Annotated in this window: 10 protein-coding genes and 1 pseudogene; 5 read left to right on the forward strand and 6 right to left on the reverse strand. The window is 72.2% G+C overall.

Annotation, left to right across the window (positions count from 1 at the left end):
• Positions 1-389: 389 nt before the first annotated feature.
• Positions 390-1913: a glycoside hydrolase family 43 protein gene (locus tag OG524_RS28580; protein ID WP_405387831.1), complete on the reverse strand. Its 1524-nt coding sequence runs from the start codon at positions 1911-1913 to the stop codon at positions 390-392.
• A 354-nt stretch (positions 1914-2267) separates the two neighbouring features.
• On the opposite strand from OG524_RS28580, the gene OG524_RS28585 reads away from it, so the two are divergent.
• The gene (locus OG524_RS28585) at positions 2268-2672 is read left to right on the forward strand and encodes a hypothetical protein (protein WP_405811906.1); all 405 of its coding nucleotides are present in this window, start codon (positions 2268-2270) and stop codon (positions 2670-2672) included.
• 67 nt (positions 2673-2739) lie between these two features.
• On the forward strand, positions 2740-3306 hold the full coding sequence (locus OG524_RS28590) for a DinB family protein (protein ID WP_405387829.1): 567 nt from the start codon (positions 2740-2742) through the stop codon (positions 3304-3306).
• A 31-nt stretch (positions 3307-3337) separates the two neighbouring features.
• Here the strand turns inward: OG524_RS28590 and OG524_RS28595 are convergent, their stop codons facing one another.
• Genes OG524_RS28595 through OG524_RS28615 form a run of 5 tightly spaced genes read right to left on the reverse strand, consistent with a single transcriptional unit; the run spans position 3338 to position 9966 of the window.
• Entirely contained in the window at positions 3338-5476 is a 2139-nt protein-coding gene (locus OG524_RS28595; RefSeq protein WP_405811907.1) for a prolyl oligopeptidase family protein, read from the reverse strand.
• A complete protein-coding gene (locus tag OG524_RS28600) occupies positions 5473-6852 on the reverse strand; it encodes an MFS transporter (protein WP_405387827.1) in 1380 nt (459 codons plus the stop codon). The genes OG524_RS28595 and OG524_RS28600 overlap by 4 nt, the downstream gene beginning before the upstream one ends.
• A complete protein-coding gene (locus tag OG524_RS28605) occupies positions 6849-7784 on the reverse strand; it encodes a DUF6895 family protein (protein ID WP_405811908.1) in 936 nt (311 codons plus the stop codon). Before OG524_RS28605 ends, OG524_RS28600 begins: the two co-directional genes overlap by 4 nt.
• A gap of 2 nt (positions 7785-7786) precedes the next feature.
• Positions 7787-8974 carry a radical SAM protein gene (locus tag OG524_RS28610; protein ID WP_405811909.1) on the reverse strand — a complete coding sequence of 396 codons (1188 nt, stop codon included), beginning with the start codon at positions 8972-8974 and terminating at the stop codon, positions 7787-7789.
• Positions 8971-9966 (reverse strand): DUF6895 family protein, encoded by a 996-nt coding sequence (locus tag OG524_RS28615; protein WP_405387824.1) that lies wholly within the window; start codon positions 9964-9966, stop codon positions 8971-8973. Before OG524_RS28615 ends, OG524_RS28610 begins: the two co-directional genes overlap by 4 nt.
• Positions 9967-10462: 496 nt before the next feature.
• Between OG524_RS28615 and OG524_RS28620 the strand changes: the two genes are divergently transcribed.
• From OG524_RS28620 to OG524_RS28630, 3 genes and pseudogenes are all read left to right on the forward strand, one after another.
• Complete coding sequence (locus tag OG524_RS28620; RefSeq protein WP_405387823.1) at positions 10463-10924, forward strand: GNAT family N-acetyltransferase; 462 nt, start codon at positions 10463-10465, stop codon at positions 10922-10924.
• A 150-nt stretch (positions 10925-11074) separates the two neighbouring features.
• Positions 11075-11173, forward strand: a pseudogene (locus OG524_RS28625) (isomerase); the annotation flags it as partial.
• 626 nt (positions 11174-11799) lie between these two features.
• Positions 11800-13017: an FAD-dependent monooxygenase gene (locus OG524_RS28630; protein ID WP_405811910.1), complete on the forward strand. Its 1218-nt coding sequence runs from the start codon at positions 11800-11802 to the stop codon at positions 13015-13017.
• Positions 13018-13084: the final 67 nt, after the last annotated feature.

Below are 13084 nucleotides of genomic sequence, written 5' to 3' on the forward strand. Positions count from 1 at the left end.
CGTGGCGCCGGGGCTCAGGCCGAAGGCGCCGGGGCTGGGCGGTACGTAGGCGACGTACCCCGGACAGGGCCGGTGCGGGCCGACGAACAGCACGCCGCCCCGCCGGTGACCGGGGCGTGGGCCGGCGTGGGAGGAGGCAGGCGGAGCGGTGCAGGGCGACGACGGTTGGACCGGTGGTCCCGCTCAGCCGATCGCGTCGAGCGGTACCTTCAAGGCGAAAGGAGTGGGCACTCCTCTTCTCCCTCCCCCCGTCCTCGGAGGACGGAGAGGCCCACTCCCGTCGTGAAGCGCCCGGGGCCGGAGTTCTGCCCGTGGGACCCACCCCGCTGCTCAGCGCCCCGCCCCGACCCCCGCTGCGGCGGACGTCGGGCCGGTCGGGCGAACGTCCGTCAGGCCGAGCGCAGTTCGAACCAGTCGAAGGCCGCACTGCCGTGGGTGGCGTACATGCCGATGACGCGGCCGGTGAATCCCCCGGCGACCTCCGTGGTGAGGTAGCGGCCGTCGAGTTCGGCAAGGATCTCGAAGTCGCCGTCGGCCGTCTCGTACCCCAGGCGCAGGGTGTCCGGAGCGCCGACGCGCAGGCCCGGCGGGACGGCGCCACGGACCGTGACCGTGGGAGGCAGGACATCGGTGGTGGTGATGTCGGCCCGCAGGGTCACGGGGCCCGACGGCACGCTCCGCTCGGCGACGGTGTGGCACAGCGGGCCGATCCGGGCGACGGCGCGGACCGTGCCGTCGACCCTCTCCACCTGGTAGTGGTGGGCGTCGTCCAGCCGTACCGCGAGCCCGGCCCGGCCGCCCTCGGCGACATCGGCCGACGTACGCGCGCTGCAGTCGGGATCGCGCTGACGCCGTCCCACGAAGAGCGCCCCGGGCTGATCGAGGCTGTCCTTGCCGGCGTGCAGCACCAGGTGATCAGGCCGCTCGTCGAGGCGGACGGCGGCCGGGGCGTGCCCTCGGGGCGTCACCCAGCACGGTGCGAGCGCGGGGGAGTCGAAGTCGTCCCGGTCCGGCTCGTCCGGCCAGGGGTGCGGCGTCAGCGCCGGAGCGGGCGCGCGCAGTTCCGGCGGACCGGGCAGCGGCCACTCGTCCTCCCAGCGCACCGGCACCAGGAACGTCTCCCGGCCCAGCCCGTGGAACTTCGGTGTGTCACCGCGGGGCCGGGTGCCCAGCAGCACCATCCACCACGTACCGTCCTGCGCCTGCACCAGATCGCCGTGGCCGGTGTTCTGCACCGGGTGGCCGGTGCTGCGGTGGGACAGTACGGGGTTGTCGGGGTGCGGCTCGAACGGCCCCGGCAGGGTGCGGGCCCTGGCCACCGACATGGCGTGCCCGCGCTCCGTACCGCCTTCCGACAGGAGCAGGTACCACCAGTCGCCGATGCGGTAGAGGTGCGGCCCCTCGGGATACTGGAGCCCGCTTCCCGACCACATCGCCACTGGCTCGCCCAGCAGTTCGCCCGTCCTCGGCTCGATGCGCACCCCGTGGATCCCGCCCGAGGAGAACACGCACCAGCAGGTGCCGTCCTTCTCCCAGGCCAGGTCGGGGTCGATGCCCGGGATGCCGACCGGCACCGGCTCCGACCAAGGCCCCGCGGGGTCCTGCGCGGTCACCAGGAAGGTGTCCGCCCCGCCGACGACGGTCGTGATCATCCAGAACAGGCCGTCGTGGTACCGGAGCGTGGGCGCGTACACCCCGTCCGAGGACGAGACGGTCTCGGGCAGGTCCAACTGCGAGGGCCGGTCCAGCGCGTGCCCGATCAGCTTCCAGTGCACCAGGTCGCGGCTGTGCCACAGCGGCACCCCGGGTACGTACTCGAAACTGGACGTCGCCACGTAGAAGTCGTCGCCCGCCCGGCAGATGCTCGGGTCAGGGCTGAAGCCGGGTATCACGGGGTTGTCGAAGAACGTCATGTCCGTCCTCAGGAATGGGGTCGGGGCGTGCGGAACTGCCGCGCGCGGCCGTGAGGTCCGGCGAGCGGGGTCGGGGCCGCGGCCTGCCGTCCGACCTGGATCGTTGAAGCGCTTCGAAACTCGCAGGTCGACGAGGGGATGTCAACGGGTTGGGCGGTGCCTGGTTGCTTACGGACCCAGGTCGGTTCGTGAGTGCGCGCACGATTACGTGTGCCGGGATTTGTCGAAGCGCTTCGACTGATGTGGTTGGCGGAAATGCCCCCACGCCTCGGACGGCATGTGGGGGACTCCGGACGTGACGGGCCGCGGCGAATCGGCGTTCAGGGTCTGTCGGGAGACCGGCAAGAGGCTCGGATGATCGAGACCGCCGACGAATTCGTTCGGCTGTGCAACAGTCAGGATCCGCAGGAGTGCCGCCGGGCGGCGGCGGACGAGGCGTCCGTGCAGGTGTGGAGGGAGGTCGTCGACCGGTTCCCTGCGGAGCGGGTCGGCGTCGTCCGGAACAGGACGGTCCCGTTGGCGGTTCTCGAAACCCTGATCGAGGATCCCGGCACCCGCGTCCGCTTCCTGGTCGCCATGAAGCGGAAGCTGTCGCCGGTCCTCCTCGAACGCCTCGCCCATGACGCGGACGAGTCGGTCAGGCTGAGGGTCGCTCTGCACGGGAACACGTCCGAGGAGACGCTGGAACCTCTTCGGCGTGACCCCTGGAGCGAGGTCCGCGCGGCCGTGGAGGACCGGCTGGGGGCGGGCCCGCGGTGATCAAGTGGCCCCGGTCCGTTGGCCCCGGTCCGTAAAGAAGTGGCGGGCCGGGGCCCCGCGGACCACCATGGCGCGCATGAGCGACACACCCGCACGATGGAGCCGGGCAACCACCTACCCCGACATGTGGGCGGACCCGGAGGACGACCCGCGCAACAGCCAGGGAGCCGGTTCGGAGGGTGAGCTCGCGACACTGCGGGACTTCCTGGCGGACTACCGCAGGACCCTCCTCATGAAGTGCGAGGGCCTGGACGCGGAGCAGTTGGCCCGCCGGTCCGTTCCGCCGTCGACGATGTCGCTGCTCGGCCTGATCCGGCACCTCGTCGAGGTGGAACGGGACTGGCGCACCTGGATCGACGGCGACCCGGTGCCGAAGCTGTACGGCCCGAGGGACGCGGACTTCGACGGAGCCGTCGCCGAACAGGACCTGGTCGACGCCGCGTACGCCGACCTGGAGCGCGAACAGGCTTCGACCGACGCCGCGTTGGCCGCGCACCCGGACCTGGGCGAGCGGCTGGGAAAGGACAGGACCGCCGTCCGCGAGCTGATGGTGCACAGGATCGAGGAGTACGCCCGCCACTGCGGACACGCCGACCTGCTGCGCGAGTGCGTCGACGGACGGGTGGGCCAGTGACGAGGACCGTCACCGGCCGCGCGAGGACCCGCTAGGACCCCTCGTCCCGACCGGGGGCCGCGAGGCCCACGTGCGCCGCGAGGAAGGCCAGATACTCGGCCTGCAGCGCCACCACGCTCGAAGTGGCCCGGTCACCGTGGCCCACACCGCGTTCCAGCCGCAGCAGGACCGGCCCGGTACCGGACGAGGCGTGCTGCAGGGCGGCGCACATCTTCCGGGCGTGCAGCGGGTCCGTCCTGGTGTCGCCGTCCGAGGCGGTCAGCAGCACCGCCGGGTACGCGGTGCCCGGTGTGACGCGGTGATAGGGGGAGTAGCCGTGCAGGACTCTCAGCCGGTCCGGGTCCCGCACGCTGCCGTACTCGGGCACCCAGCTGGGCCCCAGCCCCGAGAGCTCGTAGCGGACCATGTCCAGGAGCGGCGACATGCACACGACGGCGGCGTACTTCTCGGGCCGCTGGGTGAGCGCCGCGCCGACCAGCAGCCCGCCGTTGGACCCGCCCAGGATCGCGATCCGGCCGGCTGCCCACCCCGCCGAGACCAGGTGGTCCGTGGCGGCGTCGAAGTCGTCGAAGGTGTTCTGCTTGTGCTCTCCGCTTCCGGCCCGGTGCCACTCCTCACCCTCCTCGCCGCCGCCGCGCAGCCCCGCCCAGGCGAACACCCCGCCCGCCCTGACCCAGGCCAGGACCTGGGCACGGTAGCGGGGCGACATCGTCCTGCCGAACCCGCCGTAACCGGTGAGCAGGGTCGGACGCGGGACGTCCGGACGGCCCGTGGGGGAGATGACGAACATCCGTACCGTCGTGCCGTCCCGGGACGGGAATTCGACCTGCCGGGTGACCGCGCCACCGACCGTCCCGGCGTCCCGCGCACCGTCCTCGCAGAGTGTCACCCCGTGTGTCCGCGCGTCGAAGCGGAACACCCGCGGCGGCGTGACGAAGTCGGTGTACGTGAACCAGGCGTCGTAACTCCCGTGCGGACCGGCCGAGAAGTCGCCGACCGCGCCGGTGCCGGGCAGCGGCACCGTGGCCACCTGCCGGCCGTCGGCCATATCGTGCACGGTCACCTCCGCCACCGTGCGGCGGGTCCAGGCGGCCAGCCCCAGCGGGTGCGGGAGCTCGGGACCGGACAGGACGACGAGGTGGGTCAGGATCGCGTCGGGCCGTTCGGGGATCACCTCGCGCCAGGCGTCGGGGCCCAGCCGGAGGTCGGCCGGCCGGCAGGCGACGACGTGACCGCGCGGGGCGCCGTGGTCGGTGCGCAGCCACACCGGGTCGTCCGGACCGGTGTCCGGCACCGCGCACAGCCGGGTGACGGCCCCCATGCCCTCCTGGACCGGCCGCAGCAGCGGCCGGTGGAGCGGGCCCGCGGTCAGGTCCGCCAGGTAGACGTCGGTGCCCCGGCCCGTACCGAGCGTGGCCGTGACCCCGAGCCAGCGCCCGTCGGCCGTCACGGACACGCTGTAGAACTGGGTCCGGTCCCGCCCCTCACCGAAGACCAGCGCGTCCGTCCCGGGCGCGGTCCCGACCCGGTGCAGGTAGACCCGCCGGTGGTAGCGCTCCTCGCCGGGGTTCAGCCGCGGGTCCAGCTGCCTGACGTAGTAGAAGGCCTCGCCCCCGGGCAGCCAGCCGATCGACGACTTCCGCACCCGGTCCACCGGCCCGTCGACGACTTCGCCCGTGGCCACGTCGATCACCCGGAGCAAGGAGTCCTCCGTGCCGCCCCGTGACACCTGGCAGACCACCAGATCCCCCTCCAGGGACGGCTGCCAGGTGTCGAGCACGGTACGCCCCGACGGGTCGAGCGCACACGGGTCGAGCAGCACCCGCTCGGTGCCCTCCTCGCCCTCCGCCACCGTCACCACGGGATGCTCCCGCCCGGCCTCCTGCCGCAGCCGGAAGACCCTGCCGCCCCGGACCTTCGGAGCCGTCGCACGGTCGACGCCGGTGAGCGCCGCCACCTCCGCCCGCCACCGCTCCAGACCGGGCAGGGCCGCCCGCTCCGCCTCGTAGAGGGCGTCCTGCTCCCCGCCCCAGCGGTGCACCGGCCCGGCCTCGGCGTCCTCCAGCCAGCGGTACGGGTCGGCGACGGGAAGCCCGTGGATCTCCTGTACGAGGTCCTGCCGGACCGCATCGGGATACCGGTGCCGCACCGGTCGGATGACGGAAGTCACTTGGTTCTCCCTCGGGGTGTGGCGGGCAGCGGCTCCTCCGGTGCGGGAGCCGGCCCGGGGTCGGGTCTCTCGGGGGCCTCCGTGCGCGGGAGAGCGGTCCAGGCGTAGACGCCGGACAGGACGACGAACACCCCCGACGCCGCGAAGACCGTGTCGACGGGGCCGAACCGGATACCGGCGAACGAGCCCGCGACGTCCCGCAGCACGGAGCCGGCGAGCCAGCCGGACAGCACCGCGGAGAGCATCGACGTCAGCTGCGTCACCGGATAGAACACGGACACCACCCGCCCCCGGTACTCGGCGGGTGCCGCGCCGAGCAGGAGCGGTGCCATCGCCGTGTTCAGCATGGTGAGCGGAACGGTGAAGAGGAACAGCAGGACGACGCCTCCGACGAAACCGGTCTGCCGGGAGTAGACGAGCAGCAGGACGCCACTCACCAGCAGACCCGCCCAGGTCGTCCGGCGAGCCCCGATCCACTGCACCACACGCCCCGCGCACAGCGCGCCGACGATGCCGCCCAGCCCCATGGCCGTACCGATGTAGCCGTAGAGGTGGGTGGGCATGTGGAGGTTGTCCGTCGCGAAGAACACGTTGAGCGTACTCAGGGCACCCGTCCCGAACTGGCCGATGACGGCGAGCACGATCAGCGCGACCAGGAACTTGCTGCGCCGGAAGAAGCGGAGGCCGGCGGTGAACTCCTCGAACACGTTGGCAGGCTGCCGGACGGCACCGCTGCCGGTCCGTTCGGCGACGGGTGCGGGACGGCCCGCCCCGATGGAGCGGATCACGATGTACGACACCGCGTACGACACCGCGTTGAGGAGCAGCGCCCACTGGAGACCGGCCGTGAAGAGCAGCGGCGCGGCGAGGGGCGGCCCGATGATCCAGGCGGTCTGGGCGGTGGCCTGGGCGATGCCGGCCGCTCTTGCACGGTCGGCCTCCCCGGTCACCAGGTCACCGACGACCGCGAAACGCGCGGGTGTGAAGAACTGGGCGGACGCGTTGAGCATCAGCACGGTCACGTAGACGAGCGCGAGCCACATCCCGACGGGGAGGGCGTCCACCGGGAGGAAGGACACGAAGGTCAGCACGGCCACCAGCCCGCCGCGGACCACCTCGGTGCGGAGCATCGTGCGGCGCTTGTCCCAGCGGTCGACGAACACTCCGGCGAGCGGGCCGACGAGCAGGACGGCGATGCCCGTCGACAGCAGGACACCACTGACCGCCATCGGCGCCCAGGTCTCGTCCTTCGCCAGAACGGTGGCCACCCACAGCACCAGGGTGGTGCTGAAGACGGCGTCCCCGACGGACGAGACCGCCTGCCCGATCCAGAGCCTGGTGTAGTCGCGGTTGATGAGTACCAGGCGTGGCATCATGACGTTCTCCCCGACGAGATGATCAAGGCCATCAGGGCCGTCACCAGGGTCGTGTGGTACGCCCTGCGGAAGAACTCCGCGGCCGTGTCCGACTCCGTCGCCCGAAGCGTGGCCGACCGGCCGGGGACCGCGCCGTCGGACTGCTGCGCCTTCACCAGGCATTCCACGGCCGCGGCACCCGAGGGCGTGCGCAGCGGATCGGTGCCCAGGATGAACTGGGTGAGGAGGAGTTCCGCGGCCAGGTCCCACCGGTCGTGCGCGACGCAGTGGTCCAGCATGCGGCGGACCAGGTCCTCCGCGCCTGCCGCCGCGTCAGCGGTCAGCCCGGGGCGGGTCCGGCCGAAGTCGCCGAGATAGAAGGCGGTGTGCGTCAGGGCGTACGCCTGCGGAGTCGGGAGCGGTGCCGCGTCCGCGTCCTCCGGCGCCGCGCCCTCCGGTGCCATGTCCTTCGGCGCCGGGGGCTGGTACGCGACGAGCGGGCTGAGCGGGACGAGGCCGGCGTACGGCTCGATCCCGTGGGGGACACCGGCCTTGTCCGCGTAGTAGCGGATCTCGATGCGCTCGTACGGGGACTTCCCGTGCGGCGAGAGGAAGCCGGGGTCCAGCCGCAACGACGTGCCGCCGACACCGGCGGGGGCGAGTGCCGTGTAGATCAGCCCGTACGAGGACGCGTGCTTGGGGTAGATGTCGAAGAGGTCAGGGAAGTCCGGACGCCCCCACAGCGTCCGGACCAGCTCCCTCGCCCCCGTCAGCGGCGCGGGAGAGCCGTCGAGGCGTGCCGCGCAGTGGCACAGCAGTGCCAGCTCCAGCGCGGCCTTCGCCTTCGCGTGCGTCGCCGACGGGGCGCTCGACGAGTAGGGGTCGAAGTGGTCGAGGCTTCCCCCCAGCCAGTCGAGCGCGCCGTCGGAGAGCTGGTCGAGTGGGGTGGTCATCGCTACAGGCGCCCCGTCTCGGCCAGGTGATCGAGCAGCGCCGTGTCGACCGTGTCACGGAACTCCGTGAGCGCCCGCGCGCCCTCGTCGTAGCGGTAGAGGTCCTCGCACGCGACCCAGCGGTCGTCGGCCTTCGTACCGGACCGGTAGCCGTCGGCGACCGCGCCGACCTCCCAGTCCGGCTTGCCCGCGGTCTCCCAGCAGCTGGCCAGGGTCCCGTCCGCGCTCACCACCGCCCCGTAGCGGCCGCCGGAGTGACCGCAGGTGGTGCAGGGCCGGCGGGCACCGGGGCGGCTCACGGTGAAGCCGAGGGCGAGCGCCCGGCGCTGCCACCGGATGAAGGCGGCCGAGAGTTCCGCCGTGTGCAGGTCGTTGGCGTATCCGATGCCGACGTCACCGACCCGGGCGAAGTACAGCGTGCACCGGGCGGGGTCGAGCGCCGCCGAGAGGCGGCCGATCAGGCTGTCGACCCCGTGGAAGTTCTCCTGGGAGACGTTGACCCGCAGGGTCCACCGCAGGGGTGCGGCCTCGGAGGCCTGGACGACGTTGCGGACGATCGTGTCGAAGGTCCCGCCGCCGTCCGCCCTGCCGATCCGGATCCGGTCGTGGTCGGGGCGGTCGCCGTCGAACGTGACCTGGACGGAGTCGAGTCCGAGGTCGGAGAGCTGGTGCGCGAGGCGCGGGGTGAGCAGGGTGGCGTTGGAGATCATCCAGGCCGAGGACTGGCCGAGGTCCGCGGCCCGTTCCAGCAGTTCCAGGCAGCCGCGCGGGTTGAGCAGGGGCTCTCCGCCGAAGAGGAGGATCCTCAGCCGCTCCAGGCCGGCGGCGGCCATCTGCCGTTCGGTGAAGTCGAGGACCGAGGTGATCGTCCGGGAGGTGAGGCGGCTCCGGGCGATCCGGGGCGGGCGGCTGCCGCCCGCCGGGTCCTGGGCGGTGTTCTGGAAGCAGTATCCGCAGCCCAGGTTGCAGTGGGTACTGGTGAGGACGGTGAGCGCGTAGGAGCGGACCGGCCGGGTCGCGTACATGCCGCGCTCGTCCAGCCAACGTTCCGTCTCGGGCAGCAGCGTTCCGTCGGGGGTGACGTGCCGGGAGCCGAGGCGGACGATTCCGCCGGCGCCCAGGAACCACCAGTTCCGCTCGCCGCGCAGCAGGCGCTCGCCCCCCGTACGGGTTGCCTGGTCAAGGCTCATCGTGCGCCTCCCGCTGTGTACGAGCCCGCCGTGTACGCGCCCGTTGTGGCCAGTTCGCCGGACCGGCCGCCGGTGACGACCAGCATCGCCAGGGCCGTACCGAGGGTCGACTGGTAGGCGCGCCGGAAGAACGCCACGGGTGTGGCGTCCGGCGCGGCCCGCTCGGCCAGGGACTTCCCGGGTATCGCCCCGTCGGGCGACAGGGCCCGCTCCAGCATCCGGACACCGGACGCCCCCGAAGGCGTACTCAGCGGATCCACGCCCAGGCAGTACTGGGCGAGCACCAGCTTCCCGGTCAGGTCCCACGCACCCTGGCGCACGCAGCGCTCCGTGAGCCGGTCCACGACGTCGACCGCCCGGTCCAGGTCGCCCCCGGTCAGGCCGGCATCGCGGAAGCCGAAGTCACTGAGGTGGAACACGGTGTGCGCGATCTCGCAGACGTCCAGCTCCGCCACCCGCAGCGCACCGGCCCGGGCCAGCAGACTGGACGCGTACAGCTCCTGGTAGGACGCCAACCGGTGTTCCACGCCGGCGAGATCGGCGTAGAACCGGGTTTCCAGCTGGAGGTACGGCGACTTCCCCCGCTCCAGAGAGCCGTCGAACTCCACAGCCGCGCCCGTCCGCACGCCGTCCCGCTCCGGTGTGACGCGGGACGTGCCCGGGGCGCTCGTGGCCGGTGCCAGCGCCGCGTACATCAGCTGGAACTGCCGTGCGTACCTCGGGTCCACGGTGAGCAGACGAGGGAAGTCCGCACGCTGCCAGGTGCGTTCCACCACCGCGGCGGGCGCGACGAGATCCGCGTCCGCCGGCGCGATCCTGCGCCAGGTACGGCAGAGCAGTGCGAGCTGCAGCAGCGCCTTCACGTGCGGGGTCACCGGGAGCTCCGCGTGGGCGGCCGGGGAGCCGAGGTAGTCCGCGTGGCGCCCCATCCAGTGCCGGGTGCGAGTGGACAGACGCTCCGCGGCCTCGAGGCCGGCTGATCGTGTACCCATGGTCCTCCTTCGGTGTGGCGGAGGCCTGGGCCGTCCGCTCGACGATGTCGGCCGCGCGGGCCGCGCTGTCCGTTGCGGCCGGCCGGCCGCCGAGGGCGCCGGTGCGGGAACAGGCGCGGAAAAACAGGCGCGGGCTGCCCGGTTCGCGGCGTGAAGCCGGAGCCGGGCAGCCCGCGCAATGCTCAGGAAAGAGCGCTGCTGTTGTTGACGATGCAGCCGGCCTCGAGCTCTTCGTCCTCGCTGTGCGCGACGACCTCGGCCTCGATGTCGTCCTGCTGCTCCGGGTTCGTGTTCTCGGGCATCCTGTCCTCCTTGATGGACGGCGACTGCTGCGCCGGCTGAGACAGAACGTATGAGGCCCCGGTATGGGAACGCCTGGCCGCAGGTTCGGCGCCGGTATACGCCCTGTCCCACCGGCCCGGAACGCCTTCGCGGGGCAGCCGTTCGGCTGCCGGCGGACCGGGACTGTCAGTGGCGGGTGCCAGACTCCATGGGCATGAGCGACCAAGTGCGTCTGAGAGCTGCCGACGAGGCCGACCTGGAAGTGTTCCACGCGCAGGAACACGACCCGGAGTCCGCACGCCGGTCGAATTTCCCGCCTCGCGAACGCGAGGCCTTCATGACGCACTGGAAGACGAAGGTCCTGGGGGATTCATCCGTCCTCGTCCGGGCCGTCACCGTCGACGGGGTACTGGCGGGCAACCTGGTGGCATGGTGGGACGAGGACCGGCGCTTCCTCGGATACTGGCTCGGCCGGGAGTACTGGGGCCGGGGCGTCGGCACACAGGCGCTGGCACTCTTCCTGGACCTGGAGACGAACCGGCCGCTGTACGCCGACCCCTTCGCGGAGAACACCGGCTCGGTACGGCTGCTGGAGAAGCACGGCTTCCGGCGCACGGGGACGGTCCTGCACGGAGAGGCGGAGCACATCATGCTCGTGCTCGACGGGGACCGCTGACGGCTGCGCCCCCACTGATCATGTGGGCGCCGAAGCGGTCGGGCTGAATGAACTCACCGGAATCCAGGACCCGGGGCACGGTCGGCCACCTCTTCATCCGTACCGCTGGATGCCCTCAACACGCATAGGCATCAGAGGAGTTGCCCTGCCATGCCGCGGATCACCGTCGACTACTCCGGCTCGCTCGACGCGGCCTTCGACCGTCCGGCCTTCGCGCTCGCCCTGCACCCGCTCGTCGCCGCCACCGTCCTTTCCTCGTCCCAGGGGGCATGGACGAACGTCCCGCCGGGACGCGGAGGGAGTCCCCCTGACCCGAGCCGCTCGGGCTGTTCGGCGTAGATGAACGGAGTGTCGGCCTGGTTGTCGGTGTCCACATTGTCCAGGCCGTGCGCCCGGAACACAGGTGTCTCCATCCCGGTGGGCCGGTCCACCGGGACCTTCACCTCCGCGGCGAAGCGCCCGTCCTGACCCACGGTGACATCGCGCAGGCCGGCCTCGTAGCCCCCACCGGCAAAGCGAAAGGTGATGCGGACCCGCTCTCCGGGGGTGTAGCCGCTGCCCTCCAGCGTCACCGGAGCCTTCGCGGCGGCCATGCCGGGAGTGGCGATCAGGCGCGGACCGCACCAGCCGCGAGCGTGCGGACCGCACCAGCCGCGAGTGCGCGCACCGCACACCTCCACCCGCGCTCTTCGCGGAGGTCAACTCACATGCACCGCAAGCTGGTTGTATGCATCCCGATAGGATTCCGTGCGGGTCCTGACCGCTCCACGACGGCCAACAGCCGTTGATGCAGGGTGGTTTGCAACTGGGGCGCGCCGTCGCGGCGACACAGTCCCGAGCGGCGGCCCGAATACCGAGTGAGTGGAGTGCGAGTCATGCGTGGAGGCAGCATCGCCGTGGTCGGCGGCAGCATAGCGGGGTGTGCCGCGGCGCTGGCCGCGTCGCGCGGCGGAGCCGCGACGGTCACCGTGTTCGAGCGTGCCGACGCCCGACTCCGCGACAGAGGGGTCGGTATCGCCCTCCACAGCGACCGTTACGACGAGCTGAGGGACGCCGGCTACGTGGCCCCCGAGATGCCCTGGGCGCCACTGACCCGGCGGGTGTGGAGCGCGCGCGACGGGGAGGCGGACCACGGGCGGGCCGTCGGCGAGCAGCCGTTCCCCTTCCGTGCCTACAGCTGGGGTTCCCTGTGGAGCGAACTGCGCCGCCGGGTGCCCGAGGAGGTCTCCTACCGGTCCGGCGCGGTGGTCTCCGGCGTGGAGCCGGAAGCCGACGGGGTGACGCTGCGGCTGGCGGACGGACACCAGGAGCACTTCGACGTCGTGATCGGGGCGGACGGATACCGTTCCGTCGTCCGCGAGGCCATGTTCCCCGGCACCGACGCGACGTACGCCGGCTACATCGGCTGGCGCGGGACGTCGACGGACGTCACGGACCTCCCCTCGGACGGCCACGACGCGCACAACATCGTCTTCCCCGGTGGCCACTGCATGATCTACCGCATCCCGGACGGCGTCGGCGGTCACCTGCTCAACTGGGTCCTCTACACCAGGCCCCCGCAGGCCGACGGCCTCCACCCCGACCTGCGGGTCCCCACCTCGCTGCCGCCCGGCCGGCTCAACTCGGAGCTCACCGCGCGCCTGCGCGCCCTGGTCGCCGACAACTTCCCGCCGTACTGGGCGGCCAGGGTGCTCCGTACCCCCGCCGAGACCACCTTCATCCAGCCCATCTACGACCTGGAGGTGCCGCACTACACCTCGGGGCGGATGGCGCTCGTCGGTGACGCCGCCAGTGTCGCCCGGCCGCACATCGGCGGCGGCAGCGTGAAGGCGCTCCAGGACGCCACCGCCCTGGAAGCGGCCTGGGTGGCCGGGGACAGCTGGAAAGAGGTCCTGGAGAGCTACGACGCCCGACGCGGGCCCGTGGGGGCGGCCATGGTCGCACTCGCGCGACGGATGGGCAGCGCGCAGGTGGAGAACACACCCGACTGGTCGGCCATGGGCCAGCCCGAGTTCGACGCGTGGTGGCAGGACCAGAACAAGGGCTCGGACCGGCGCAGCGGCTTCGGTGGCCACAGCATGAAGGCCGGGTAGGCGCAGAGCACGATGGCAGGGGCGGTGGCCGTGCGCGGGTGGGCCGCCGCCCCCGTCGTCCGTACCG

It is taken from the genome of Streptomyces sp. NBC_01520 (genome assembly GCF_045040375.1).
In the GTDB taxonomy this organism is placed as follows: domain Bacteria; phylum Actinomycetota; class Actinomycetes; order Streptomycetales; family Streptomycetaceae; genus Streptomyces.

Coding starts and splice junctions, on each gene's coding strand:
- OG524_RS28580 (WP_405387831.1), bottom strand. CDS start 1,913: ATGACGTTCTTCGACAACCCCGTGATACCCGGCTTCAGCCCTGACCCG.
- OG524_RS28585 (WP_405811906.1), top strand. CDS start 2,268: ATGATCGAGACCGCCGACGAATTCGTTCGGCTGTGCAACAGTCAGGAT.
- OG524_RS28590 (WP_405387829.1), top strand. CDS start 2,740: ATGGCGCGCATGAGCGACACACCCGCACGATGGAGCCGGGCAACCACC.
- OG524_RS28600 (WP_405387827.1), bottom strand. CDS start 6,852: ATGATGCCACGCCTGGTACTCATCAACCGCGACTACACCAGGCTCTGG.
- OG524_RS28605 (WP_405811908.1), bottom strand. CDS start 7,784: ATGACCACCCCACTCGACCAGCTCTCCGACGGCGCGCTCGACTGGCTG.
- OG524_RS28610 (WP_405811909.1), bottom strand. CDS start 8,974: ATGAGCCTTGACCAGGCAACCCGTACGGGGGGCGAGCGCCTGCTGCGC.
- OG524_RS28615 (WP_405387824.1), bottom strand. CDS start 9,966: ATGGGTACACGATCAGCCGGCCTCGAGGCCGCGGAGCGTCTGTCCACT.
- OG524_RS28620 (WP_405387823.1), top strand. CDS start 10,463: ATGAGCGACCAAGTGCGTCTGAGAGCTGCCGACGAGGCCGACCTGGAA.
- OG524_RS28630 (WP_405811910.1), top strand. CDS start 11,800: ATGCGTGGAGGCAGCATCGCCGTGGTCGGCGGCAGCATAGCGGGGTGT.